Origin of the sequence: Kribbella amoyensis (assembly GCF_007828865.1) — a bacterium.
GTDB lineage: Bacteria > Actinomycetota > Actinomycetes > Propionibacteriales > Kribbellaceae > Kribbella > Kribbella amoyensis.
In genome coordinates this window covers 3,400,329-3,425,171 of the sequence record NZ_VIVK01000001.1, presented here as the reverse complement: position 1 = coordinate 3,425,171, position 24,843 = coordinate 3,400,329, and the positions used below count along the sequence as shown (strand labels likewise).

The following is a 24,843-nucleotide window of genomic DNA, read 5'->3' as shown; positions in this document are numbered from 1 at the left end:
GCGCCTCGCGTCGCTCCGCACCGCTCCGGACAGCGGCGAGCAGGCGACTGTCAGTGGCCGATCAGCGCGTGGCTCAGGGCCGGGGCCAGGTCGCCCGGTCCGGCCACCCGGACCTGGTCCAGGCCGAGCCAGCCGGCCAGCTGGACCAGCTCGGCGGCCAGCTCCCGCGGGGTCTCGGCCGGTGCGCCCGGCTCGGCGTGCGCGGACTGGACCAGCAGCACCCCACTGGCCCGGTCCGCCTTCAGATCCACCCGGCCCACCAGGCGGTCCCCGAGCAGGAACGGGAGCACGTAGTACCCGTGCACGCGCTTCTCGGCCGGCACGTAGATCTCGATCCGGTACCGGAAGTCGAACAGCACCTCGGTCCTGGTCCGCTCGAACACCAGCGAGTCGAACGGGCTGACCAGGGCGCGCGCGTTCACCCGGCGGGGCAGCCGGGCGTCGCGGTGCAGGTACGCGGGCCGCTTCCAGCCCTGGATCGTCACCGGCAGCAGCTCGCCCTCCTCGACCAGCTCGGCGATCGCCTGGGCGGTCGGCGCCGGGGAGGTGCGGAAGTAGTCCTTCAGGCACTGCGCGGTCGACACCCCGTGCGCCCGGGCCGCGATCGACACCAATCCGCGGTGCGCCTCGTCCAGCGATGGCGTCGGGGTCGCCACGACCGCCTTCGGCAGCACCCGCTCGGGGAGGTCGTAGAGCCGCTCGAACTGCTGGTTCCGCCGGGCCACGGTGATCTCCCCGGCGAAGAACAGGAACTCCAGGGCCCGCTTCACGTCGGACCAGTTCCAGCCCCAGTGGTTCCGGTCGCGCTCCACGTCGTCGTCGATCTGCCGCGCGGTCAGTGGGCCGTGGTCGCGGACGTCGGCGAGCACCTGCTTGACCAGGTCCGGCCGCTCCACCGCGATCGCCCGCGGACCGCCCCACGCCTCGGTGGTCGCCCGCTCCATCCGCCAGCGCATCAGCGGGTGCGTCTCGACCGGGATCAGCGACGCCTCGTGCGCCCAGTACTCGACCAGGCGGCGCGGCGCCTTCCCGGCGGCCCGGTCGAGCAGGTCGCGTGGGTACGGACCGAGGCGCGAGTACAGCGGCAGGTACTGGGCCCGGCTGAGCACGTTGACCGAGTCGATCTGGATCAGCCCGATCCGGCCGAGTACCCGGTTGAGCATGCGCAGGTCGGCGACGCCCTTGGGCCGGGGATCCATGAAACCCTGCGCGGCCAGCGCGATCCGCCGAGCCTGCGCCTGGGACAGCACCTGGGTCGTAGTCACCTCAGGCATTCTGCCGGTCCGCACCGACAGAACCCGGCGGACCTGCTGACCGGGCGGGCGTGCTCATCGCGTCAGCGCAGGTGGTGTGTCGCCGGGCCGGATCACGACCAGGCGCTGCTCGACCTCCGGCGGGAGGGGCAACGGCATCAGGCCGCGATGGACCAGGTCGGCGACCGAGCCGTACCGGCCCCAGGTCCGGCGGGCGGTGACGATCGCGTCGGCCTGGGCCGGACCGATGCCGACCACGGTGCGGAGGTGCTCGGTCGAGACCTCGTTCAGGTCCAGGAGTCCGCCGTCGCCGAGGGCCCGCGGCTGATCCGGCCGCCCGATGCACAGCTCGCGCGCGACGGCCGGGTAGCGCTCGGCCAGTCGGCGGGCCTGCTCCCGACGGACCTCGACCGGCAGCGCCGGGACCGCGGGCCGCGCCGACCGCGACGGCGACCACGACCGCAGCCGCGCGGCCGGAGCGGGCACGATCAGCGCCGCGTGCGCGGCAGAGGTGAACACGAACCCGAACAGCAGCAGGACACCGGCCGTCGACATCCAGCTGTCTTCGGGCGCACCGATGAGCAACGCGAAGGACGTGACGGTCCCCGCTCCGTAGACGACTGCGGTCACCCCGAGTTCCCGGCTCCGCCGTTGGGCGGCCAGCACGCCGAACAGCGGCGCGGCACCGAGGCCGAACGTCACCAGCGGTACGGCGTAAACCAGCGCTTTCGTCCCCCACCGCCGCAACCGCGGGCCCCATCCCGACGGGTCGGGAGCGGCCTGCGAGCCTGCGGAGGTCGGGGGCAGCGGCGCGGATCCGGCCGGCGGCGTCCAGTTCTGCGCAGTCCATGACTGAGGTGGTGGTGACGGCTGCACAGTGACTCCAGCGTTCGGTGGGATGAGCCGCATAGTAGTCAGCGGTCGGCTCGGTGCCCGCTCCGTCGAAGTGAGTGGTCATAACTCCGGAGTTACCATAAGTGAGAGGTGCGCTACTCCTGGTGTTCAAGGGACTCTGCGGTGGTAGGCCACGCCGCCCGTGTGGCCCTTGACCTGTGGAGTGAGGCATGACAGGAAAATTCCAGCTGGTCCGTGCTGTCCTCGCGGCGGGCGCTCTCGCCACCGCTTCCCTCGGCGCTGTCGCCGTCACCGCGTCGGCCGCACCGGCGCCCGGTGGGCCGCAGACCCGGATCGTCGGCGGTGAGCTCGCCAAGACCGCCGACGCCCCCTGGGCCATCGCGCTGAACAACAGCAACTCGCCCGTCCCGAGCGGCCAGTACTGCGGTGCCACCCTCGTCGCGCCGACCAAGATCGTCACCGCCGCGCACTGCGCGACCGAGGCCGCGGGCACCTACACCGCGGTCCAGGGCCGCGACAAGCTGTCCGACTCCGGTGGCCAGACCTCGAAGATCACCAGCATCTGGGCCGACCCGGACTACGGCAAGGAAGGTGGTCACGACGTCGCGGTGATGACACTGGCCACGCCGTTCGAGGGCGTCGAGACGCTGGCGCTGGAGACCGACACCGCCGCGGACGCCGAGGGCGCGCAGTCCACGGTGTACGGCTGGGGCTCGACCGAGGGCACCGGCCCGGCGGACACGTTCCAGAAGGTGCTCGTCCCGGTCCTCGGTGACGCGTTCTGCGAGTCGGCGTACGCCAGCGAGGGCTTCACCGCGAACGGCGAGATCTGCGCCGGGTACGAGGACGGCGGCAAGGACTCCTGCCAGGGTGACTCCGGTGGCCCGCTGGTCCTGAACGGCCGGCTCTTCGGCGTCGTCTCCTGGGGCGTCGGCTGCGCGGACGCGGGCAACCCCGGCGTCTACGCGGAGGTCGCCACGTACGCCGCCCAGCTGCAGGCCCAGATCGACAGCTGACCCACTCCGCACAGCAAGCGGGGCCCGGGATGATCCCGGGCCCCGCTTGCGTGTGCTCCTCCCGAAGACTCAGACGGCGAGCCGGATGACGCCGTAGTCGTAGCCGCGCCGCCGGTAGACGACGCTCGGCTGGTTCTCGTCGGCATCCACGAACAGGTAGAAGTCGTGCCCGACCAGCTCCAGTTCGTAGAGCGCCTGGTCGAGCGACATCGGCTTGGCCGTGTGGGTCTTCTCCCGCATCACCAGCGGACCGTCGCCGGTGACCGTGAGGGGTCCGACCTTGCGCGTCGCCACCTCGTCCTCGGTGGCGTTGTCCTCCACTACCTCGGGCTCGTTGCCGTTCATCGTCTGCTTCGCGTTGACGTGCCGCAGCCCCTCCGGGGTGCGGTCGCCACGGTGGACCCGGCGTCGGTCGGCGGCTTTGCGGACCTGGGCCCGCAGCCGGTCCAGGCTGACGTCGAACGCCGCCTGCTTGGTCTCACCGCACGCCTCGGCCCGGACCACCGGGCCCTTGGTGTACATGGTGAGCTCGACGCGCATCGCCCGATCGTGCTGTCGCGGGTTCTTCTCCTGACTGACTTCCACCTCGCAACGCAGTACCCGGTGATCGACCTTCTCGATCCTGGCGAGCTTTTCCTCGACGTACTGCCGGAAGCGGTCACTGACCTCGCAGTGATGACCCTTGACAACGACGTCCACGGAAACCTCCATCGATCGGCGACTTCTTTACGTCTCCGGACCCCCGTTTCCAAGGAAGGGGCGCCCGAAACGACGACACCCGCCTCCGAACCGGTCGGACTCCGCGGCGAGGAATCCGGCTGATCCGGTCCTCGACCACTTCACTGCCCGACAAGCCCTGGCGGGTGTCATAGGCCAACGCTAATCGGCTTCGGCGAAAACCGGTAGGGAAGTTCTCATGAAGGGTGTGTCGCAGTCCGAGCGGTGGCGGCCACGACGGCGCAGCCGAGCACCCCGATTCCGGCCGATTCCAAGGCCCGGCAGGCTTCCGCGAGCGTGGATCCGGTGGTGAGCACGTCGTCCACGACCAGGACCGGTTGATCCGTCAGCGGTTCAGCCCAGCGCGAACGCGGCCCGAAAGCCCCGGCCAGGTTGGCCGCACGGGCCTGTGCCGACAGGCCGGACTGGTCCGCGGGCCGCCGGAGCACCCGCAGCGCGTCGGCCGCACGGACGTCGTACCCCTGTCGCCGGAGGTGGCGGACGGCAACTATCGTCAGCCGCCGGAGCGGGTCGTGGCCGCGGCCCCGGACCGTGGTCCACGAGGACGGCACCGGGCACAGCCATGCGGCCCGGCCGTCGCCCAATCCGGTCCGGACCGCCTCGGCCAGCAGCCGCCCGAGCGGACCCGCGAGCCGGTACCGCGCGTGCTCCTTGTGCTCGAGGATCACCCGCCGCACCACCCCGTCGTACGCAGTGGCCGCGGTCGGCGGGCGGAGCCGGTCGGGCACCGGAGCGGGCCAGGCGCGAAACGGTGCGACCGTAGTCAGTTCGGTCCGGCACGCGGCGCAGAGCGTGCGGCCGGGGCGCCCACAGCCCGCGCACGTCCCGCCGAGGACGAGATCGGCGAACGCGTCCCCCAGCGGCACCCCGGCAACACTGCGGGATCCGCCCACCCGGCCGCAACCGGATCCGCGCCCGGCTGTGGACAACCGGACCAGGTGAACCCAGGAATCAGCCCGGGTAGACCGGGTCGATCGGGGCCGGCGGGTCCTCCTCCAGGGTGAACCAGCTCAGGTCCTTGGTCTGCCAGTGCAACTGGCCGGACTGGTCCTGGACCGCGGGCAGCGTGTCGATGTTCGGGTTCGCGGCCAGCTTGTCGGCCTGGAACTCGTTGCTCACGCCCGGGATCGGCCGTGGCTGGGACCCGTCCACGTTGACCTGCCACGGCTGCCGCGCCGCCCCGGCCCGGGCCCGTCCGGCGACCAGCAGGCCGCTCTGGTACCAGGTGGCGTCGCTGATGTCGGTCAACGGCAGCTCGAGCGGGCGGTAGTTGCCCAGCACCAGCTGGTTCTGCGCGTTCGGGCCGATGGTCGCGGTCTGCACCGTGACGGTGCCGTTCTTCCGCAGCACCAGCAGCACCCGGACCCCGTCCGGCGCGATCCGGAACTGCACCGGGGTGAGGCCGCCGAAGGTGGTCTGGATCTCGGTCAGCTTGCCCTCCCGGGACCGGATCCGCAGTCGCGGGGCCGGACTTTCGGCACGGTCGACGACCCAGAGGTTGCCGGCGTTGTCGTAGCTTGGCCGGAGCACCGTCCCGGCCGTCGCCAGCGTCTCCACCTTGCCGTCCTTGTCGCCGGGATCGAGCCGGTCCACCGCGATCACCCGCTCGCCGTCGATCCGGGTGACGATGGCGCCGAACTCGCCGCGCAGGTCCACCGCGAACGACTCCGCCGGGAACTGGTACAGCTGGCTGTTGTTCAGCGGGTTCGCGCCGATCGTGGCCGAGCCGTCCTGGGCGATCCGCTGGATCTTGCCGGCCCGGACCCCGTACAGGTCCTTCATCTGGTTCGCCGGGACGGACGGGTCGAAGTCCAGGAAGTCGCTGTAGGAGACGATCTCGGACTCCTGCAGCAGTTTCGCCCCGTCGACGGTGATCCGGACCCGGGTACTGATCGGGCGCAGCGTCCAGGCGATCTGCGCGGCCAGGGCCCGCCGGTCGCTCTCGTTCAGGCCCGCGACCGCGTCGTTCAGCGTCACCGTGGCGACCCCGACGTCGACCGGGACGGACACGTTCATCTGCGTACCGGCCGGGGCCGCGGTGCCGACCGCGCTGCCCAGGCGGCTGGTCTGGCCGTTCAGCAGGCCCTGGATCAGCAGGGTCGCGCGCTGCCCGGGCGGGAGGTTCAGCGGCAGGTAGATCGGGTCCGGGACGAGCATGTTGCGCTCCCGGTTGAGGAAGTACAGCGCGACCGGCTGCAGCTGCGGCTCCAGCTGGTTGCTGCCCAGGAACACGCCCGGCGGCACGCTGGAGACCCGGTACTGGCCGTCGGCCTCGGAGATCTTGAACACGAACTGCACGGTCTGGCCACGGGCCGCCGGGGTCCAGGAACCGCGTTCGTCGATGGTGCCGATCAACGGTGCGCGCAGCTCGATCCGGCTGTTGTCGAGCGCCGACAGCGACTTGGTCGAGCTCTGGTCGTAGACGTAGGTCTTGGTCTCCGGCTTCCAGGCCGCGGCCGCGTCCGGGGTCATGTACTCGCGGGCCACGTTGAAGGCGCGCGAGTCCGACATCGCCTCCAGGAAGCCGTTCACGATCACCAGCGGCTTGGCGTTCTTGCGCGGCGACTGGGCCTCGATGACGACACCGTTGACCTGCTGGACCGGGCCGTCCGGACTCCCGTTGCGGATCGGGCCCTGCGTCGGTACGGCCGCGCACCCGGTCAGCAGCAGCACGGTGATCACCGCGGCGGCCAGCAGCTTCGTCCTCATCGGTCCTCACCACCGGTGAGCTTCTGGTACGGCGCGCCGACGTCGACCAGGGACAGGTCGGGCACCACCCGCCGGGCATCGGTCGGCCGGGACGGCAGCGGGGAGCCCGACAAGGTGATGTCCGGACTGCGCGGCAGGGTCAACCGGAAGTACGCGCCGTCGCCGGGCGCGCCCCACGCGTCCAGCCGGCCGCCGTGCAACCGGGCATCCTCGAGCGCGATCGACAGGCCGAGCCCGGTCCCGCCGGTCGTCCTGGCCCGGGCCGGGTCGGCCCGCCAGAACCGGCTGAACACCATCTCGGCCTCCTCGGCGCGGAACCCGACCCCGTGGTCGCGGACCGCGACCGCGGCCGCGTCGTCGTCGGTCGCCGTGCTGATCCGGATCGGCAGGCCCTCGCTGTGCTCGATCGCGTTGCCGACCAGGTTGCGCAGGATCCGTTCGATCCGGCGCGAGTCGACCTGGGCGCGGCACGGTACGGGCATGTCCAGTTCCACCTCGCAGCCCTTGCGCTGCAACAGGGTCTCGTGGTTCTCCAGCACCCGGGCGACGATGTCGCGCAGGTCGACGTCCTCCAGGTCCAGCGCGGCGGCGCCCGCGTCGAACCGGCTGATCTCGAGCAGATCGGCGAGCAGTTCCTCGAACCGGTTGAGCTCGTTCTGCAGCAGCTCGACGGACCGGCGGCTGATCGGGTCGAACTCGTCGCGGGACTCGTGCAGCAGGTCGGCCGCCATCCGGACCGTGGTGAGCGGGGTGCGCAGTTCGTGCGACACGTCGGACACGAACCGGCGCTGCAACCGGGACAGCTCCTCCAGCCGGCGGATCTGCTGCTGCAGGTTGCTGGCCATCTTGTTGAACGAGACCGCCAGCCGGGCCAGGTCGTCGGACCCGCGGACCTGCATCCGCTCCTCGAGCTTGCCGGCCGCGAGCCGCTCCGCGATCCGGCGGGCCATCCGGACCGGGGTGACCACCTGCCGGGTGACCAGCCAGGCGACCGCGCCGAGCAGCAGCACCAGCAGCAACCCGGCGGTGACCAGGGCCCGCTGGACCACGTCGAGGATCTCCTGCTGTGCGGTCAGCGGGAACAGGAAGTAGACCTGGTACCGCTCGCCGGTGGAGTTCACCCGGACCTTCGAGCCGATCACCAGCCCGGGCTCGCTCGGCCGGCCGTCGTACTTGATCAGCGTGTACGTGTCGTAGAGCTTGCTCTCGTCGCTCGACACCGACGACTGCAGCTGCTGCGGGATCGACGAGGACTCCACCAGCCCGGTACTGCGGATGTTGGTGGAGCCGGACGAGTCGGTCGGCACCAGCACCACGTCGTACAGGCCGGCCCGGTTGGAGCCCTGGACCAGCTGGGACAGGTTCTGGCTGATCGCGGCCGGGTCGGCCGCGTTGATCGAGTTGCTCAGCGTGGTGAGCTGGGCGGCCGCCTCGGCCTGGGCGCTGGTCCGGCGGGACTCCAGCACGCCGTCGGTGACCTGGCTCATCATCACCCAGCCGACCAGGATCACCACCACCGCGGACATCAGCAGCGTGCCGGTGACGATCCGGGCCTGGATCGAGCGCCGCCACAGGTCCGGCCAGTGCTTGGGGTGGGTCCGCCAGAACGGTTGCGGCAGGGCGTGCCAGTCCACCCCGGCGGCGGTGAGCTCGATCTCGGTACCGCGGGGTTCCGGTTCTTGGTCCGGTTTCTCCGCCGGCGACGTCTCGTCGCGGCCGTACTCGATCAGTCCGCACCCGCCTTGTAACCGACGCCCCGGACCGTGACCACGATCTCGGGGTGCTCAGGGTCCTTCTCGATCTTCGACCGGAGCCGCTGCACGTGCACGTTCACCAACCGGGTGTCCGCGGCGTGCCGGTAGCCCCAGACCTGCTCCAGCAGCACCTCACGGGTGAACACCTGCCAGGGCTTGGAGGCCAGGCAGACCAGCAGGTCGAACTCCAGCGGGGTCAGCTGGATCGTCTCGCCGGCCCGCTTCACCGAGTGGCCGGCCACGTCGATGGTCAGGTCCCCGATGGTCAGCGACTCCGGCCCGGGCTCGTCCATCCGGCGCAGCCGGGCCCGGATCCGGGCCACCAGCTCCTTCGGCTTGAACGGCTTCACCACGTAGTCGTCGGCGCCGGACTCCAGGCCCAGCACGACGTCCACGGTGTCGCTCTTCGCGGTCAGCATCACGATCGGTACGCCGGACTCGGCCCGGATCGCGCGGCAGACGTCGATTCCGTCCATCCCCGGCAGCATCAGGTCGAGCAGCAACAGGTCCGGCTTGAACTCACGGAAGGCCGGCACGGCCTTGTCCCCGGTGGCGACCAGGTACGTGTCGTAGCCCTCGTTGCGCAGCACGATGCTGAGCATCTCCGACAACGCGGTGTCGTCGTCGACGATGAGAATGCGGCCCCGCATCGTCCGGTTACCGTCTGCCACGCCGTTGCTCCTTGCCGGTTCGAGTCCAGTGCGCTGCCGTACGCACTACGGATAGTGTCCCATTCCCGGGGTAATGCACACGCCGGATCGCCGGAGGGCGCCCAACCAGGGCGGCCGGTGACCGTCCGGGGGGAGATCATGGTGCACAGCGCGGGCCGGGGACAACCCGGTGACCCGGCGAGCGAGCGGAGGCGGCGTGCGGGACGACCTGGGAGTCCGGGAGACCGTTGCCGAGCCGTTGCGCCCGTGGCTGCCCGCCGACCTGCTGGACAACGCGGCCCGGACCATCTCCGAGAACAAGACGATCATGCTCGGCCTGCCGGTGCTGGCCGGGATCGCGCTGGCCGCCGTCCAGGCCGCGCTCACCCAGGTGGCGGTACCGGGCGGCATCGGTGGGTTCTTGGAGGCCGATGATCCGCTGGCACAGGCGGGTGCCGCGCTGTTGCTCACGTACGCCGTGCAGCTGGTGCTGTTCGCGGTCGTGTCGAGCATGCTGGCCGGGATCATCGCGCTGGCGGCGATCCGCAGCCAGCTGGCGCACCGGCTCGGCCCGAAGGAGCTGCTCCGCCTGGTCCGGCCGGCGTTGCCCGCGCTCGCCGCGGTCGGGCTCGCGCAGTCGTTGTCGTTCGTCTTGCTCATCGCCGGGTGGCTGCTCGCCGTGGTCGGCCTGGGCAGCGGAGCGGACGCGGCGATCTCGTCCGAGGTGGCCGGCGGGCTCGCCCTGGTGCTCATGCTGGTGGGCGGTCTGCTCGTGCTCTTCGTCGGGATCCGGCTGGTCCTGGCCGGGACGGTGGTCCTGCTGGAGGGCAAGCACGCGCCGGACATCGGGCTGTACATCCCTGTCCGGGTGGGGATCTGGGGCGCCCTGAAGCGTTCGTGGGAGCTGGTTCGCGGCCGGTTCTGGCGGGTCTTCGGCATCCTGCTCTTCGGCGGCCTGGTGGTGAACGTGGTCAGCTACGCGCTGCAGTTCGGCATCACCACTCTGGTGTTGACCCTCGGTGCGTGGGCGGACGGCAGCAACAGCGACAGCGCGGTCGTGGTGGCCGTCGCGGTCGGTGCCGCCGCCGGTGTCGCCACGGTGCTGACGCTGATCGCGAGCCTGGCCTTCATGTCCGCGGTCCAGGCCCTGATCTACCTGGACCTCCGGGTCCGGCGGGAGGGCCTCGACCTGTGGCTGCGGCCCGCGCTCCGGCCGACCGAGCTGCCGGCCGGACAACCGACCGGATCGGGGTGGTGATCGCGATGTTCCCGTCCGAACCACCGGTGGACATCAGCCGCGACGACGCCGCGGCCGAGGCGGCCCGCGAGCTGTCGAAGCCGGTGTACGGCCAGGCCGGCGACTCGCTGATCTCCCGGGCGATCCAGAAGGTGCTGGAGTGGATCTACGACCTGTTCGACGGCCTGGTGGACCCGGCGAGCGGCGGCAACGGTGGGCTGTACATGCTCATCGGCCTGATCGCGCTGGTGGTGATCGTCGTGCTCTGGCGGGCCGGGGTGCTTCGTACCACGCGGTCCACGAGCACCGAGGCCGTCTTCGACACCGCCAGGCCGCTGACCGCAACGCAGTATCGGACACAGGCCGAGCAGGAGGCCGCTGCCGGCGATTACGCGGCCGCTGTCCGTAGCCGGTTCCGCGCCTGTGTGGCCGAGCTGACCGAGCGCACCGTGCTGGACGAACGGGCCGGCCGGACGGCGTACGAGGCGGTGGCCGACGCGGCGCAGGTGGTACCGGAGCTGCGGCAAAGGTTGCAGCCGGGGGCGGACGTTTTCACCGAAGTTGTCTACGGCAATCGTCCTGGGACGCCCGAGCGGTACGCCGCCGTCGTCGCCGCAGACGAGGCCGCCCGCAAGGTGAGCACCAGGGCGCTGGTGCGCGGATGAGCACGAGTACTCCGGTCGGCCGGAGCGCCGCCGAGAGCTGGCGCGTCCTGCGGATGCCGCTGCTGATCACCGGGCTGCTCGTCCTCGGGGTGTTCGTCGTGATGATCGCGACGACGGCCCGGACCACCGGACCGTTCAGCCCGGACTCCGCCGAGCCGACCGGCGCGCGAGCCCTCGCGAGCCTGCTGCGTGACCACGGGGTGGAGGTGACCGGTACGGAGAACGTGGATGACGCGCAAGCCGATGGGGAGGGCCGTGCGCTGCTGATCACGCCCGGAGGTGCGCTGAGCAGGAGCGACTGGCAGCGGATCGGCTCGGCTGGCTGGGACCACGTGATCCTGGTCCGGCCGGACGAACGCGCCCTGGAAGTCTTTGCCCCAGGCATCGAAAGCGTGAGTGCCGGTCTGTCCGAGGAGAGCCGTCAGCCCGGCTGCGACCTGCCGGCCGCGGTGAAGGCCGGGACCGCCACGGTGGCCGGGACGTCGTACTCCGCACCGTCGGAGGCGCAGACCTGTTACGGCGACGGCATCAACCACACCGTGATCCGGCTGGAGAACGGTGACCGGACCGTCGACGTCATCGGCACGCCCCGCTCCTTCACGAACTCCCAACTGGCCGAGGACGGCAACGCGGCCCTCGCGCTCAACCTGATCGGCACCCACGAGGAGCTGGTCTGGTATCTCCCGCAGTACGACTCGACGGCGTACGGCAAAGCAGGTGACGAGGACGTACCGGTCGTCCCGCCGGGCGTCCGGTACGTCGCCTGGTCGCTCGCGTTCGCCGCGTTCGTCATCGCGCTGTGGCGAGGTCGCCGGCTCGGCCCCGTCGTCCCCGAGCCGCTGCCCGTCATCGTCCACGCGGCGGAGACCACCGAGGGCCGCGCCCGGTTGTACCGTCGCTCCCGCGCCCGGGACCGGGCCGCCGCCGCGCTGCGCGAGTCCGCCCTCGGCAAGCTGCACAAGGCCCACGGCATCCCCCGCCGGGCAGACCCGAACGCGGTGGTGGCGACCGTTGCCGCCCGCACCGGTCGCGACCCGGCCATGCTGTACGAACTCCTGTACGGCATGGCACCCGCGGACGACGCGGCCCTGATGTCCTTGTCGTACGAGCTCGATCGGCTTCTCCAGGAGGTAGAACACCCGTGACAACCACGAGCGCTGACGTGACTCCCGAGCGGGCCCGGCAGGCGCTGGTCGAGCTGCGGACCGAGATCGGCAAGGCGGTGGTCGGCCAGGACACCGCGGTGACCGCGTTGGTGCTGGCGTTGCTGTGCAAGGGACACGTCCTGCTCGAAGGCGTGCCCGGGACGGCGAAGACGCTGATGGTGCGGGCGCTGTCGACCGCGCTGCGGCTGGACACGAAGCGGGTCCAGTTCACCCCGGACCTGATGCCCGGTGACGTCACCGGGTCGCTGGTCTACGACGCGAAGACGAGCGAGTTCGAGTTCCGGCCCGGGCCGGTGTTCACCAACATCCTGCTCGCCGACGAGATCAACCGGACCCCGCCGAAGACGCAGGCCGCGCTGCTCGAGGCGATGGAGGAGCGGCAGGTCACCGTCGACGGCGTCCCGCGCAAGCTGCCGGAGCCGTTCGTGGTGGCCGCCACCCAGAACCCGGTCGAGTACGAGGGCACGTACCCGTTGCCCGAGGCCCAGCTGGACCGGTTCCTGCTCAAGGTGACCCTGGACATCCCGCCGCGGGACGCGGAGATCGCCGTCCTGGCCCGGCACGCGCAGGGCTTCGACCCGCGCGACCTGGCCGCGGCGGGGCTGCGTCCGGTGGCCGGCCCCGAGGACCTGCGCGCCGGACAGGCCGCGGTCCGCCGGGTCGCGGTCCGCGAGGACGTCCTGGCGTACGTCGTCGACCTCTGCCGGGCCACCCGGCAGTCGCCCTCGTTGCAGCTCGGGGTGTCGCCGCGTGGTGCGACGGCGCTGCTCGCGGTCGCCCGGGCGTGGGCGTGGTTGTCCGGGCGCGACTACGTGATCCCGGACGACGTGAAGGCGATGGCGCGGCCCTGTCTGCGGCACCGGGTGCAGATCCGGCCGGAGGCGGAGCTGGAAGGGGTCACCGCCGACGCCGTGCTGGAGAGCGTGCTGGCCACGGTCCCGGTCCCCCGCTGATGGTCGTCACGGGCCGGGCCGGGCTGCTCGCGGCGCTCGGCGTCGTCCTCGTCGCCCTGGTCCTGCCGAACTGGTCCGGCGTCGGCCTGGTCGTCGCCGTCGTGCTGGTGGTCTGCCTGACCGACGTCCTGCTCGCAGGTTCGCCCCGGCGGCTGCAGTTCGGCCGGGAGGGGGACAACGCGGTCCGCCTCAGCGAGCGAGCCACGGTCACCCTCCTGGTCGCGAACCCTGGCCGCCGGGTCCGCGGGCTCCTCCGGGACGCCTGGCCGCCGTCCGCGGGGGTCCAGGATCCGCCGCACCGCCTCGACCTGCCGACGGGCGAACGCCGCCGGTTCACGACGACCCTGGTACCGACGCGGCGCGGCGACCGGCAGGCGTACCGGGTGACGGTCCGGTCGATCGGTCCGCTGGGCTTCGCGGGCCGGCAGGGATCGCACCGGGTGCCGTGGACGGTGCGGGCGCTTCCCCCGTTCACCAGCCGCAAGCACCTGCCGTCCCGGCTGGCCCGGTTGCGCGAGCTGGACGGGCGTACCGCTCTGCTCGTCCGGGGCCAGGGCACCGAGTTCGACTCCTTGCGGGACTACGTTCCCGGCGACGACGTGCGCTCGATCGACTGGCGAGCCACCGCCCGCCGCGGCAACGTCGTGCTGCGGACCTGGCGTCCCGAACGGGACCGGCAGGTGGCGATCGTGATCGACTCGGGCCGGATGTCGGCCGGCCGGGTCGGCGACGCGCCTCGGCTCGACCACGCGATGGACGCGGCTCTGCTGCTCGCGGCCCTGGCCACCCGGGCCGGTGACCGGGTCACGCTGCTGGCCTGTGATTCCGCGGTCCGCGCCGACGTCCGCAGGCCGGCCCCCGCCGACGTCCTGCCGTCGTTCGTGAACGCGCTCGCCACCGTCGACGCGGAGCTGGTCCAGACCGACTTCCGGGTGGTGGTGTCGCAGGTGCTCGAACGCCTCGGCCAGCGCTCGCTCGTCGTCCTGCTGACCGGGCTGGACCCGGCCGTGATCGAGGAGTCGCTGCTGCCGATCATCGGGCCGCTGCTGCGCCGGCACCTGATCGTGCTGGCCTCCGTCGCCGACCCCCGGCTGGACGAGCTCGAAGCCGCCCGCGGCGACCTGATCGAGGTGTACGGCGCGGCCTCGGCGGCGCGCTCCCGCCTCGACCGGGAACGCGTCACCGCGGTCCTCACCCGGGCCGGTGTCACCGTCGTCGACGAGAACCCGGACCAGCTGGCGCCGGCGCTGGCCGACACCTACCTGGCGCTCAAGAAGGCTGGTCGCCTGTAGCTGCCCGGCGGACGATCTCGGCCGCCACCTGGGCAGCCGGCCGGTCCTGCTCGGCGGCCATCGTCAGCAGCTCGTCGAACGAGGCGTCCATCTGCAGCCCGCGTTGGTAGGCGAGCACACCCTTGGCCTGTTCGATCACGGTCCGCTCGGCCAGCGCCGCCTGGGTCTGCTCGATCACCTGGTCCGCGGACACCGTGCCGGCGTGCACGATCGTCAGTGTCGCCATGTCCGCGAACGCCTGGGCGAGGTCGTCGATCCCCTCGGCCGCGGTGCCGTCGGCGAAGAACAGTCCCAGCGCGCCCAGTGCCTCACCGCGCCAGCGCAACGGTGACGCGTGCGCACCGGTGAAGTCGTTCTTCAGGAACACCCCGACCAGCTGCGGCCAGCGACCGGTCACCTCGGCCAGCCCGGTGGCCGACCTCGGCGCGTTCTCCTGGATCGCCTCGATACAGGGACCTTGGTCGGTATGCAGCTGGTAGAGCTCGAGCTCCGCGGCGCGATGGCTGGTCGACGCCAGCAACTCCAGCGAACCAGGTGCCGGTCCCTGGACCAGCAGTCCGGCCGCCTCTGCCCGGGTCACCCGGGCACAACCGACCAGCAACTGGGTGAGAGTACCGACGACGTCGTGGTCCTCGGTCAGCGCAGTCGTCGCGGCGGCCAGCTCCCGGACGACACCCGGAGGCAGCTGCTGACTTGCCTCGGTCATGTTTCCTCCCGAAAGTCGAGGCGGCGCTGCACGACCTCCTCGGCGATCTCGGCCAGTGTCGTCCCGTGGGCATAGGCGTGCGCCCGCAGGATCGCCAACGCGTCGTCGACGCCGACCTGCAACTGAGCGACCACCATGCCGGTGGCCTGGTGAACCGTCGCCCGGATCGACCAGGTGCCGTCCTCCTGGGTCGCCGGGTCGTACAGGACCGCCGCGCCGAGCGCGTCGGCCAGGAACTGCGTCTCCTCGGACACGGCGTGCAGGCCGTCGCCCTGGACGTAGAGGCTGAACACCCCGAGCGGCACCATCGCCGGCCGCATCGGGTAACAGAGCAGGGTCAGGTCGTCGGCACTTTCCAGCGCGGCGCGGGTGAACTCCGGCCACCTGGCGCTGACGGTGTCGTGCAGGTTCGTGACGACCGGCTGGTTGAACCGGTAGGCGTCCCGGCAGGGCCCCTCGCCGAGCACGTCCTGCAGGTCCTCGAAACGGTTCGACAGGTCGTCGGTGGCGGCCAGGGTGAGGCGGTTGACAGTCGTCGTGTGCACGCTGATGGAACCCCCGTCGACGCCAAGGATCTGACAACTGGCCTCGCAGAGCCGGTCGGCCAGTCGACGTTCCCTGCCGCGCGCAGCCGTGAGTTGCGCAAGGCGAGCCAGCAACGCCGCGCGATCGATCATGCCCAGTGGTCCCCGAGTGACTATGAGTATCCGACCCGGTGGTTCGGGCCGACCCAACGGCTTTGAAGGCACTGGAAACTTTACCCTTCCTGCGGCTGAATCATGTGTACCCTGCGGCTCCGACGAGAACGAGTCGCCAGGGGGACGAGGAGAAAGTGTGTCGGTGACGGCCGAGGAGCTGTTCCGCGGGACGGGAACGACGCGGAAGCTGCTCCGCGAACACGCATGGGAGTCGACGCCACTGGGCCCGGTGGACCAGTGGCCGCCGGAGCTCCTGGCGGCGGTCCGGACGGTGCTCGCGTCCGAGGTGCCGATGCTGATCTGGTGGGGACCGGACCTGCTGCAGCTCTACAACGACGCGTACACGCCGGTCCTCGGCAGCAAGCACCCCGCGTCGATGGGGCAGGCGGCCGCGGTGTGCTGGGCCGAGGCGTGGCCGGAGCTGCGGCCGATGGCGATGCAGGTGCTGTCCGGCGCGGGGGCGACGTACTCGGTCGAGCAGTTCCTGCTGCTGAACCGGCACGGGTACCGCGAGGAGACGTACTGGACGTTCTCGTACAGCCCGATCACCGACGCGGAGAACGCCGTCCGCGGCGTGTTCGTGGCCACCACCGACGTGTCCGCCGCCGTGGTCGGACGACGCCGCCTGGTCACGCTGAATCAGCTCGGTGGACTCTCCGCGGCGGGGACCACCGTGCTCGCCGCGGCCCGGTCCGCGCTCGACGTGCTCGGAGACAACCGCGCCGACGTACCGTTCGCCGTGCTGTACGACGAACGGCCGGACCAGGGTGAGCCGGTCACGGCGTACGGCGTGACCGGGTCGCCGGCGGATCAACCGGGCCTGAGGGAGGTGGTCGAGCGGGTCCGGTCGACCGCGGTCGCCGAGCACGTCACCGGGCTCCCGCCGAACGGGATCACCCCGAGCTTCGTCGGGCCGGGAACGCCGTCGGAAGCGCTCGTCACCCCGCTCACCGGTCCGTCCGGGCCGCTCGGGGTGCTGGTGCTCGGGATCAGCCCGCACCGGGCGTTCGACCGGGAGTACCGCAACTTCCTCGACGTCGTCGCGCGGCAGGTGACGACAACGCTCACCGACGCTTGGGCGTACCAGGCCGAACGGCGCCGGGCCCAGTCGCTGGCCGACCTGGACGCGGCGAAGACCCGGTTCTTCCAGAACATCAGCCACGAGTTCCGGACGCCGCTCACGTTGCTGCTCGGCCCGTTGAAGGAGCTGTCCTCCGGCGAACCGTTGCCGGCCGGAAAGCAGCACCAGGTGGAGACCGCGCGCCGGGCGGCCGTCCGGTTGCGCCAGCTCGTGGACGGGCTGCTGGACATCTCGCTGGCCGACGCCGGGCAGTTGCGGGCCCAGCCGGAGCCGACCGACGTCGCGGAGCTGACCGTCGAGACGACGAGCATGTTCCGCTCCGCCGCCGAACGGCACGGCCTGGAGCTCACGGTGGCGGTCCCGGATCGGCCGGTGGTGGCGCTGGTCGACCGGGAGATGTGGGTGAAGGTGCTGTCCAATTTGCTGTCCAACGCGGTGAAGTACACCCCGTCCGGCCGGATCGACGTGACCCTGACGACGACCGCCGACGAGGTCGTCTGCGCGGTGACCGACACCGGGATCGGGATCGCGGCCGCGGACACCGAGCACGTGTTCGAGCGGTTCCACCGCAGCGACGACCCGACCGCGCGGAGCGCCGAAGGGGCCGGGATCGGGTTGCCGTTGGCCACGGAACTGGTCCGGCTGCACGGCGGGACGATCGCGGTCGCCAGCGAACCGGGCAAGGGCAGTACGTTCACGGTGCGGATGCCGGTGACCGCCGAGAAACTGGCCCCGCCCGCGCCGCTGGAATCGGTCCGCGCGCTCACCGAGGCGCATCTGAACGCGGCCGGACCCACCAAGCAGTTGTCCGAGGCAACGACCACGCCGCCGCGGGTGGAACTGGGCCGGCTCCTGCTGGTGGAGGACAACACGGACATGCGGGAGTACCTGGTCCGGCTGCTGTCCACCGACGGCTGGACGGTCGACGCCGTCGGTGACGTGGACAGCGCGCTCACCGTGCGGGAGCCACCGGACCTCGTGCTGAGCGACATCATGCTGCCCGGCCGGGACGGGATCGCCCTGCTGCAGACGATCCGGGCGTACCCACCGCTGGCCCGGACCCCGGTCGTCCTGCTCACCGCGCGGGCCGGGGCGTCCGCGGCCGTCGACGGTCTGACGGCGGGCGCGGACGACTACATCGTGAAGCCGTTCGACGCGGCCGAACTGCTGGCCCGTCTGCGGGTCCACCACGAGCTCCACCAACTGCGCGAGCACGTCCTGAGCACGTCCGCGCAGGAGTCCGCCGAGCTCCGCAAGGCGCTTGCCTCCAACCGCCGGATCGGCACCGCCCTGGGCGTCCTGATGACCCGCCTCCACCTCACCGAGGCGCAGGCCTTCGACGTGCTCAGCGCGGCCAGCCAGCGCAGCAACCGCAAACTCCGCGACCTCGCCGACGAGATCATCCTCACCGGCGACCTGCCCGCTGACCGCGCGGACTACGTCGGCTCGGAGGGAACGCGGGTGTCGATCAGGTGACAGGCGACCTCGGCCACCGGGTCGGCGGTGAGGACGGGGAGCGCCTTGCCGCTGCAGTCCTGTTCGATGCCCGCGGCGGCGGCCCGCCCGGAGGCGACCACCTGGCAGCGGGGGTGGAAGCGGCAGCCGGCCGGGATCCGGGTCGGGTCCGGGGGCTCGCCGGTGAGCACGATGCGTTCCGGTGACTCGGGCAGGACCGAGAGCAGCGCCTGGGTGTACGGGTGCCGGGGTGCCGTCAGGACCTGCTCGACCGGGCCCGACTCGACGATCCGGCCCAGGTACATCACGGCGACCCGGTCCGCGATGTTCCAGGCCAGGCCGAGGTCGTGGGTGACGACCAGCGCGGACAGGCCGAGATCGGCGCGGAGGCGGAGCAGCAGGGCCAGGATCTCGCCGCGCACCGAGGCGTCCAGGGACGCGACCGGTTCGTCGGCGATCAGCACCTTCGGATTCAGGGCGAGCGCACCCGCGATCACGACCCGCTGCCGCTGACCGCCGGAGAGCTCGTGCGGGTACCGGAGGAAGAACCGTTCCGGCGGTCGCAGTCCGGCCCGGGAGAGCGCGTCGGCGACGACCTGCTCCTCGTCCGGCAGGCCGTGGATCCGCGGCCCTTCGGCGACCGCCTCGTACACGGTCTGCCGGGGATTGAGCGAGCCCATCGGATCCTGCAGGACCAGCTGCACCTGACGCCGGTACGCCTTCAGTGCCCGGGGCCGGTACCCGAGTGGGGACCCGTCGTACACGACCTCGCCGGCCGTGGGGCGTTCCAGGCCGAGCAGGGTCCGGGCGAGCGTGGTCTTGCCGCAGCCGGACTCGCCGACCAGGGCGACGATCTCGCCGGCGCCGACGGTCAGGTTGACCCCGTCGACAGCCCGGGCGCGCCGGCCCCGGGAGGCAAACTCGACCGCCAAGTTCCTTGCCTCAAGCATCTATGCCTCCCCGGCCAGCACACAGGCCGCCGTCCGCCGGTCACCGGCCGGACGCAGGTCGATCTCCACGGTGGAACAAGTGTCGAGCGCGACCGGGCAGCGTGGATGGAACACGCACCCCGTCGGCAGCTGCAGCGGATCGGGCGGATCGCCGCCAAGTCCCTGGGGTGCCAGCCGGGACGCGGGATCACCGATCGTCGGGAACGCCGCGGCCAGCGCCTTGCTGTACGGGTGGGTGAACCCTTCACCCGCGGGCGCCGACTCGACCACCCGCCCGGCGTACATGACGACCAGCCGGTCGCAGAGATCGGCCAGCACGGACAGGTCGTGCGAGATCATCAGCAGCGCGATGTCCTCGGCGGCGACCAGCTCGCGGATCAGCGTCAGCACCTGCGCCTGCACCATCACGTCGAGCGCGGTGGTCGGCTCGTCGGCGACGATGAGACGTGGTTCGCAGGCCAGCGCCATCGCGATCATCACCCGTTGCCGCTGGCCCCCACTCAACTCGTGCGGGTAGCTCTTCGCCCGCCAGGCCGGCAGGCCCACCTGGTCGAGCAGCTCGGCCACCCGCCGCCTGGCCCGATCCGGGTCCGCGAGCTTGTGCACGAGCAGCGGTTCGGCGATCTGCTCGCCGATCCGGCGGACCGGGTTCAGGCCGTGCTGGGCGCCCTGGAAGACGATCGAGGCCTGCGCCCAGCGGACCGCGCGGAGCCGGCCCCACTTCATCGCCAGCACGTCCTCGCCGTCGAGCCGGACGCTCCCGGTGACCCGGGCGTCCTTCGGCAACAACCGGAGCAACGCCATCGCCAGGGTGGACTTGCCCGAGCCGGACTCCCCCACCACGCCGAGCGCCTGGCCGGCGTCCAGGGCCAACGACACGCCGCGGACAGCGGGCAGCTCGCCGTCGGCCAGCCGGTACGTGATCGAGACGTCGTCGAGTTCGAGCAGGCTCATCGGGTCGCTCCCCGGAGTCGCGGGTTGAGCACGGTCTCCAGCGCGCGGCCGCACAGCGTGAACGCCAGCACCACCACGACGATGCACAGACCGGGCACGAGGATGTACCACCAGGCGCCCGACGTCGCCGCGCCCCAGTCGTACGAACCGCGCAGCATGGTGCCCCACGAGGTCTTGTTCGCACTCACCCCGAGGAAGGCCAGCGTGGACTCGGTGACGATCGCGCTCGCCACCTCCAGCGTGGTACTTGCCAGCAGCAACGGTGCGACGTTCGGCAGGACGTGCCGGGTGGTGATGTGCCAGTGTCCACCGCCGAGCGCTTGGGACCGCTCGATGTAGGGCCGTGCCTCCACCGCCAGCGTCTGGGCCCGGATCAGCCGGGCCGTCGACGGCCACGAGGTGACGCCGATCGCGATGATGATGGTCGCCGTGCTGCCGCCGAGGATGGCCGCCAGCACCAGCGCCGTGACCAGCGACGGCAGGACCAGGAACCAGTCGGTCACCCGCATGATCACCGCGCCGATCCAGCCGCGGAAGTGGCCGGCCGCGATCCCGAGCACGGTGCCGATCACCATACTGAGCAAGGCGGCCAGAAAACCGATCAGCAGCGACGTCCGCGAACCCCACCAGATCAGCTGCAGGATCGACCGGCCGGACTCGTCGGTGCCGAGCGGGTTGTCCAGGCTCGGCGGTGCCAGCTTCTCGCCGGTCCCGCGGACCACGTTGGTCACGCTCTCGTCGATGAACAAAGGCGCGATCACCGCGAGTACGACGGCGACGACCAGGATCGCGAGCCCGGTCACCCCGGCCCGGTGGGTCCGGAAATCCGACCAGAACCGCCGCAGCCCGCGCTTGCGCCGGGTCCAGGTGACACTCATGCGGACCTCACCCTCGGGTCGAGCACGTGGTAGACGACGTCGGCGAGCGTGTTCATCAGGATCACCGACACCGTGATCAGCAGGAACGTGCCCTGCATCAGGGTGAAGTCGGGCACCCGGATCGCCTCGTAGAACAGCTGCCCCAGTCCCGGCCAGCTGAAGATCGCCTCGACCGTGACGGCCCCGCCGACGACGAACCCGATCCGCATGAACACCAGCGTCACGGTCGGCAGCAACGCGTTCGGGACGGCGTGCTTGCGGCGTACCTCGTCGTCGCGCAGCCCCTTGGCGCGGGCCGTGGTGACGTAGTCCTGCCCGACCTCGTCCAGCACCGACGACCGCATCACCAGCAGGTACTGCGCATAGACCACCGCCACCATCGTCAGACAGGGCAGCACCATGTGTTTGGCCACGTCGAGCACGTACCCGAACCCGTCCGGCGCGTCGACGCTCTCGATCCCCCGGGTCGGGAAGATGCCGGGGATCGGGCCGACGCCGGCCGCGAACACCATCAGCAGCAACAGGCCGAGCCAGAACGTCGGCACCGACCAGAGCACCAGCGAGATCGCGGTGGAGAACCGGTCGAACCGGCTGCCCGGCTTCCACCCGGCCCGCGCGCCCTGCCAGACGCCGAGGCTGACCGCCATCACCAGCGCGGTCCCGGTGAGCAGCAACGTCGACCCGATCCGCTCACCGATCAGGTCGAGCACAGGCCGCTTGTACTCGTACGAGACGCCGAGGTCGAACCGCAGGGTCTGACCGACGAAGTGCACGAACTGCTCGGGCAGGGACTTGTCCAGCCCGAGCCGCGCGCGTTCGAGGTCCAGCTGCTCGGGCGTCATGTTCCGGCCCTGCGCGAGCGCCCGGACCGGGTCGCCCGGCAGCAGCCGGAACGCGAAGAACGTCGCCACGATCACCATCGCGATGCTGAGCAGGGCCCCGCCCGCCTTGGCCGCGGCGTACCGGGCCAGGCCGTGGCGGGCGGGGCGCTCCTCGATCGCGTCGACGGCCGACTGGGTCACCGTCATCGCGGTACTCCTGGACGAACGGCCGTCATTCGCGCTCGTCCGCGACGCCACGCTTGCGCCGGGCAACAAACAGACCGGCCGCGGCGAGCACCACGACAGCGGCCACGACACCGACGATCACGCCGGTGTTCGAGCCCTCGTCGGACTCGCCGTTCGTGCTCACCGCCTCGAGCGTGTAGAACGGCCAGTAGCCGCTGCCGCCGTACAGCATGCCCTTGTCCTCCGGGATGGAGGTGACGCTGGCGATCCGGTCACTGCGGTAGCCCTCGAGGTTGTTCGGGTAGTACAGCGCGATCACCGGAGCGTCGGTGTAGAGCCGCTGCTCCATCTTCTTGATCACCTCGGCCCGCTTGCCGCGGTCCAGCTCCTTCTGCTGCTGGGCGTACAGCTGCTCGAACTGCGGGTCGCAGTAGAACGACTCGGTCCCGCCGCCCTCGCCGGACGCGGTCGGCCGCCGGCTGCACAGGTGCGTGGCCAGCACCTCCTCCGGGTCCGGGTTCACCGACCAGCCGCTGATCGCGATGTCGAACAGCGCGGTGGTACCGGTCTCCTCGGTGAACTTGCTGGAGTCCAGCCGCTTGGTGGTCAGCGTGATCCCGAGCTCCTTGAACCAGCCGGTCAGGTACTCGGCCAGCTTGTCCTCGATCGGGGTGTCGGTGTGGATGCTGAACCGGAACTGCAGCTTGCGGGACCCGTCGGGCATGGCCCGGATGCCGTCGGCCCCCTTCTTGTACCCGGCGTCGTCGAGGATCTTGTTCGCCTTGGCCAGGTCGAACGACACCTTCTCGGCCCCGGTGGCCTCCCAGAAGAAGTCCTTGTACATCGGCGGGACGATCGAGCCGTCGGCCGGCCGGGCCAGCCCGTTCTGCACCTCGTCGACCAGCTTCTGCTTGTCGATCGCGGTGTGCAGCGCCTGCCGGACCCGCGGGTCCTTCAGCGCCGGGTGCCCGTCCCCGATCGGCTTGTTGTCGCTGGTGGTGGCGCCGTGGTTGATCTGCAGATACGTCGACCGCCGGCCCTCGGTGTTCCACTGGACGATGGTGTCGGTGCCCTTGAGCGCCTCGAAGTCCGGCGGTGCGAGCCGGCCGATCAGGTCGATGTCGCCCTTCTTCAGGCCGACCACCGCGGCCGCCGGGTTGTCGTAGAAGATCATCTGCAGCTCGTCGATCTTCGGCCGGCCGCGCCAGTAGTCCGGGTTGGCCTTCAGCTTCACGTACTGGTCCTTCTTGTGCTCCACCGCGATGTACGGCCCGCTGGTCACCGCGGGATAGTCGTCGGCGTCGTACTTGGCGATGTCGCCGACCTTCTCCCAGACGTGCTTGGGCATGATCGGCACCGGGTTGTCCAGCATCGACGCCTGCGGGGCCTTCAGCTTGATGGTCAGCTCCTGGCCGTTCGCCGTCACACTGGCGAAGTTCTCCACCGCCGGGCCGTTCGCCGTCTTCGCGCCGTCGTCGGTCATCATCTTGGTGAAGGTCCAGGCCGCGTCCTCGGCCGTCACCGGCTGCCCGTCGGACCACTTCGCCTGCCGGATCTTGAACGTCCAGGTCAGCCCGTCCGGCGACGTCGTCCAGGACTCCGCCAGGTCCGGGCTCGGCTGGAGCGTCTTCGAGTCCGGCACGGTGAGGAACCCGTACATCCAGCGGTGGATCGACGACGACACCAGCCGGACGGCCAGGAACGGGTTCATCGAGTCCATCGCCTGGGTCGCACCGACCCGGATCACCTTCGGGCTGTCCGGCTCGGCGGCTTGTGCGGGCAGGATCCCCACCGCCGCCATCCCCAGTGCAGCCAGTCCTGCCAGCCACTTCCTCATCGCCCCACGCACCTTCCGCCCTCGCGCGTTGTTTCCCTCGCGCGTTGTTTAGAGAGAAAGCCACACCAGAAGGACCGTGGGTGTCAACGATTTACCGATCTTTGTCATACTTCCGTTCCCTGGCCCGCGGCGGCGACAGGACGTGCTCAGTGCTTGGCGTTGCGGGACCAGACGAAGCAGTACAGGCCGAAGCAGGCGATGCCGATCGCCATCACGGTGAGCAGGAACGTCCCGAACGGCTGGCCCTTGATGGTCTGCAGGGCGGTGTCGAGGCCGCCCGCCTTCTTCGGGTCGTAGTCGATCGCGGCCCAGGTGAACAGCGCGCCGACGACCAGGAAGGCGACGCCCTTGGCGGTGTACCCGAGCCGACCGAGCAGCAGGGTCGTGGTGGAGATCCCACCGACCAGGTCCTCGGTGAACTTCTTCGTCACCGCCTTGTACACCTGCCGGACGCCGATCCCGACGATCACCAGGCCGATGATCACCACGACCACCCGGCCGGCGCCGTTGGCCATCAGCTTGGCCGTCAACGACTGCTCGCTGCCGCTGCCCGAACTCCCCGAACCGAGGGCGACCTTGATCGCGCTGAACCCGAGCACCAGGTACACGGCGCCCTGCCCGGCCGCGGACAGCTTCTTGCCGGTGTCCAGTTGCCCGTAGGCGAGCGAGAGCGCCTTCCACACCACCAACGCGAACAGGCCGAAGGCGACCACCCAGAGCAGGACCCCACCGAGTGGCTTGTCCGCGAGCTCACGGAGCGCGCCCTGTTGCGACGCCTCCTGATCCGAGTTGCCCCAGGCGAGCTGGAAGGCGATCCAGGCGACCAGCAGGTAGACGACGCCGTACGCGATCAGTCCGACCGTGATCGACAGGTCGTACACCTTGCTGTTCTGGGCCTGGCGTGCGGCGGTCCTCATCCTGCTCCCTCACGACACGAGTGGCGGTCCCCAAGTCGTCAGAACCCGTACCCAACCGCAAACGGTGCCGCG

At 70.9% G+C, this 24,843-nt stretch carries 22 protein-coding genes; 7 read left to right on the top strand and 15 right to left on the bottom strand.

Annotated features, from left to right (window positions below; genetic code table 11):
- Positions 1–50: 50 nt before the first annotated feature.
- Both FB561_RS16295 and FB561_RS16290 read right to left on the bottom strand, forming a co-directional pair.
- The gene (locus FB561_RS16295; RefSeq protein ID WP_420371358.1) at positions 51–1,199 is read right to left on the bottom strand and encodes a winged helix-turn-helix domain-containing protein; all 1,149 of its coding nucleotides are present in this window, start codon (positions 1,197–1,199) and stop codon (positions 51–53) included.
- A gap of 129 nt (positions 1,200–1,328) precedes the next feature.
- Positions 1,329–1,955, bottom strand: a complete 627-nt coding sequence (locus tag FB561_RS16290; protein ID WP_170284686.1) for a ComEA family DNA-binding protein — start codon at positions 1,953–1,955, stop codon at positions 1,329–1,331.
- Between the two features lie 362 nt (positions 1,956–2,317).
- Here FB561_RS16290 and FB561_RS16285 point away from each other — a divergent pair, with 362 nt between their 5' ends.
- Positions 2,318–3,124 carry a S1 family peptidase gene (locus FB561_RS16285; protein WP_145807561.1) on the top strand — a complete coding sequence of 269 codons (807 nt, stop codon included), beginning with the start codon at positions 2,318–2,320 and terminating at the stop codon, positions 3,122–3,124.
- A gap of 69 nt (positions 3,125–3,193) precedes the next feature.
- Here the strand turns inward: FB561_RS16285 and hpf are convergent, their stop codons facing one another.
- The 5 genes from hpf to mtrA all read right to left on the bottom strand — a co-directional run bounded on the left by hpf (position 3,194) and on the right by mtrA (position 8,975).
- A complete protein-coding gene (gene hpf, locus FB561_RS16280; RefSeq protein WP_202880633.1) occupies positions 3,194–3,823 on the bottom strand; it encodes a ribosome hibernation-promoting factor, HPF/YfiA family in 630 nt (209 codons plus the stop codon).
- Between the two features lie 215 nt (positions 3,824–4,038).
- Positions 4,039–4,728: a ComF family protein gene (locus FB561_RS16275; RefSeq protein ID WP_145807557.1), complete on the bottom strand. Its 690-nt coding sequence runs from the start codon at positions 4,726–4,728 to the stop codon at positions 4,039–4,041.
- 85 nt (positions 4,729–4,813) lie between these two features.
- Positions 4,814–6,571: an LpqB family beta-propeller domain-containing protein gene (locus FB561_RS16270; protein WP_145807555.1), complete on the bottom strand. Its 1,758-nt coding sequence runs from the start codon at positions 6,569–6,571 to the stop codon at positions 4,814–4,816.
- Entirely contained in the window at positions 6,568–8,205 is a 1,638-nt protein-coding gene (gene mtrB / locus FB561_RS16265; protein ID WP_145807553.1) for an MtrAB system histidine kinase MtrB, read from the bottom strand. The genes FB561_RS16270 and mtrB overlap by 4 nt, the downstream gene beginning before the upstream one ends.
- Positions 8,206–8,297: 92 nt before the next feature.
- Complete coding sequence (gene mtrA / locus FB561_RS16260) at positions 8,298–8,975, bottom strand: MtrAB system response regulator MtrA (RefSeq protein WP_130445425.1); 678 nt, start codon at positions 8,973–8,975, stop codon at positions 8,298–8,300.
- A gap of 217 nt (positions 8,976–9,192) precedes the next feature.
- Between mtrA and FB561_RS16255 the strand changes: the two genes are divergently transcribed.
- From FB561_RS16255 to FB561_RS16235, 5 genes are read left to right on the top strand one after another with little or no spacing between them, the layout of a single operon-like run.
- The gene (locus FB561_RS16255) at positions 9,193–10,233 is read left to right on the top strand and encodes a hypothetical protein (protein WP_145807551.1); all 1,041 of its coding nucleotides are present in this window, start codon (positions 9,193–9,195) and stop codon (positions 10,231–10,233) included.
- A gap of 5 nt (positions 10,234–10,238) precedes the next feature.
- Positions 10,239–10,877: a DUF4129 domain-containing protein gene (locus FB561_RS16250; RefSeq protein WP_145807549.1), complete on the top strand. Its 639-nt coding sequence runs from the start codon at positions 10,239–10,241 to the stop codon at positions 10,875–10,877.
- Positions 10,874–12,022, top strand: a complete 1,149-nt coding sequence (locus tag FB561_RS16245; RefSeq protein WP_145807547.1) for a DUF4350 domain-containing protein — start codon at positions 10,874–10,876, stop codon at positions 12,020–12,022. The genes FB561_RS16250 and FB561_RS16245 overlap by 4 nt, the downstream gene beginning before the upstream one ends.
- On the top strand, positions 12,019–12,996 hold the full coding sequence (locus FB561_RS16240; RefSeq protein ID WP_145807545.1) for an AAA family ATPase: 978 nt from the start codon (positions 12,019–12,021) through the stop codon (positions 12,994–12,996). Before FB561_RS16245 ends, FB561_RS16240 begins: the two co-directional genes overlap by 4 nt.
- Positions 12,996–14,288: a DUF58 domain-containing protein gene (locus FB561_RS16235; RefSeq protein ID WP_145807543.1), complete on the top strand. Its 1,293-nt coding sequence runs from the start codon at positions 12,996–12,998 to the stop codon at positions 14,286–14,288. Before FB561_RS16240 ends, FB561_RS16235 begins: the two co-directional genes overlap by 1 nt.
- Here FB561_RS16235 and FB561_RS16230 read toward each other — a convergent pair.
- Positions 14,266–14,994 (bottom strand): ANTAR domain-containing protein, encoded by a 729-nt coding sequence (locus FB561_RS16230; RefSeq protein ID WP_145807541.1) that lies wholly within the window; start codon positions 14,992–14,994, stop codon positions 14,266–14,268. The two genes, FB561_RS16235 and FB561_RS16230, sit on opposite strands and share 23 nt — an antisense overlap.
- Complete coding sequence (locus tag FB561_RS16225; protein ID WP_145807539.1) at positions 14,991–15,671, bottom strand: GAF and ANTAR domain-containing protein; 681 nt, start codon at positions 15,669–15,671, stop codon at positions 14,991–14,993. The genes FB561_RS16230 and FB561_RS16225 overlap by 4 nt, the downstream gene beginning before the upstream one ends.
- A gap of 157 nt (positions 15,672–15,828) precedes the next feature.
- Here FB561_RS16225 and FB561_RS16220 point away from each other — a divergent pair, with 157 nt between their 5' ends.
- Positions 15,829–18,249 (top strand): ATP-binding protein, encoded by a 2,421-nt coding sequence (locus FB561_RS16220; protein ID WP_202880632.1) that lies wholly within the window; start codon positions 15,829–15,831, stop codon positions 18,247–18,249.
- Here FB561_RS16220 and FB561_RS16215 read toward each other — a convergent pair.
- The 6 genes from FB561_RS16215 to FB561_RS16190 form a co-directional block, all read right to left on the bottom strand.
- Complete coding sequence (locus FB561_RS16215) at positions 18,210–19,178, bottom strand: ABC transporter ATP-binding protein (RefSeq protein ID WP_145807535.1); 969 nt, start codon at positions 19,176–19,178, stop codon at positions 18,210–18,212. The genes FB561_RS16220 and FB561_RS16215 overlap by 40 nt on opposite strands.
- Positions 19,179–20,132 carry an ABC transporter ATP-binding protein gene (locus FB561_RS16210; protein ID WP_145807533.1) on the bottom strand — a complete coding sequence of 318 codons (954 nt, stop codon included), beginning with the start codon at positions 20,130–20,132 and terminating at the stop codon, positions 19,179–19,181.
- Complete coding sequence (locus FB561_RS16205; protein ID WP_145807531.1) at positions 20,129–21,010, bottom strand: ABC transporter permease; 882 nt, start codon at positions 21,008–21,010, stop codon at positions 20,129–20,131. Before FB561_RS16205 ends, FB561_RS16210 begins: the two co-directional genes overlap by 4 nt.
- Positions 21,007–22,038, bottom strand: coding sequence for an ABC transporter permease (locus tag FB561_RS16200; RefSeq protein WP_145807529.1), 1,032 nt, complete (start codon positions 22,036–22,038; stop codon positions 21,007–21,009). Before FB561_RS16200 ends, FB561_RS16205 begins: the two co-directional genes overlap by 4 nt.
- Before the next feature lie 25 nt (positions 22,039–22,063).
- Positions 22,064–23,854 (bottom strand): ABC transporter substrate-binding protein, encoded by a 1,791-nt coding sequence (locus tag FB561_RS16195; protein WP_145807527.1) that lies wholly within the window; start codon positions 23,852–23,854, stop codon positions 22,064–22,066.
- 146 nt (positions 23,855–24,000) lie between these two features.
- The gene (locus tag FB561_RS16190; RefSeq protein WP_145807525.1) at positions 24,001–24,771 is read right to left on the bottom strand and encodes a DUF1206 domain-containing protein; all 771 of its coding nucleotides are present in this window, start codon (positions 24,769–24,771) and stop codon (positions 24,001–24,003) included.
- Positions 24,772–24,843 lie beyond the last annotated feature (72 nt).

Coding starts and splice junctions, on each gene's coding strand:
- FB561_RS16225 (WP_145807539.1), bottom strand. CDS start 15,671: ATGATCGATCGCGCGGCGTTGCTGGCTCGCCTTGCGCAACTCACGGCT.
- FB561_RS16235 (WP_145807543.1), top strand. CDS start 12,996: ATGGTCGTCACGGGCCGGGCCGGGCTGCTCGCGGCGCTCGGCGTCGTC.
- FB561_RS16230 (WP_145807541.1), bottom strand. CDS start 14,994: ATGACCGAGGCAAGTCAGCAGCTGCCTCCGGGTGTCGTCCGGGAGCTG.
- FB561_RS16245 (WP_145807547.1), top strand. CDS start 10,874: ATGAGCACGAGTACTCCGGTCGGCCGGAGCGCCGCCGAGAGCTGGCGC.
- FB561_RS16205 (WP_145807531.1), bottom strand. CDS start 21,010: ATGAGTGTCACCTGGACCCGGCGCAAGCGCGGGCTGCGGCGGTTCTGG.
- FB561_RS16200 (WP_145807529.1), bottom strand. CDS start 22,038: ATGACGGTGACCCAGTCGGCCGTCGACGCGATCGAGGAGCGCCCCGCC.
- FB561_RS16190 (WP_145807525.1), bottom strand. CDS start 24,771: ATGAGGACCGCCGCACGCCAGGCCCAGAACAGCAAGGTGTACGACCTG.
- FB561_RS16215 (WP_145807535.1), bottom strand. CDS start 19,178: ATGCTTGAGGCAAGGAACTTGGCGGTCGAGTTTGCCTCCCGGGGCCGG.
- FB561_RS16285 (WP_145807561.1), top strand. CDS start 2,318: ATGACAGGAAAATTCCAGCTGGTCCGTGCTGTCCTCGCGGCGGGCGCT.
- FB561_RS16270 (WP_145807555.1), bottom strand. CDS start 6,571: ATGAGGACGAAGCTGCTGGCCGCCGCGGTGATCACCGTGCTGCTGCTG.
- FB561_RS16295 (WP_420371358.1), bottom strand. CDS start 1,199: ATGGATCCCCGGCCCAAGGGCGTCGCCGACCTGCGCATGCTCAACCGG.
- mtrA (WP_130445425.1), bottom strand. CDS start 8,975: ATGCGGGGCCGCATTCTCATCGTCGACGACGACACCGCGTTGTCGGAG.
- FB561_RS16195 (WP_145807527.1), bottom strand. CDS start 23,854: ATGAGGAAGTGGCTGGCAGGACTGGCTGCACTGGGGATGGCGGCGGTG.
- FB561_RS16210 (WP_145807533.1), bottom strand. CDS start 20,132: ATGAGCCTGCTCGAACTCGACGACGTCTCGATCACGTACCGGCTGGCC.
- FB561_RS16250 (WP_145807549.1), top strand. CDS start 10,239: ATGTTCCCGTCCGAACCACCGGTGGACATCAGCCGCGACGACGCCGCG.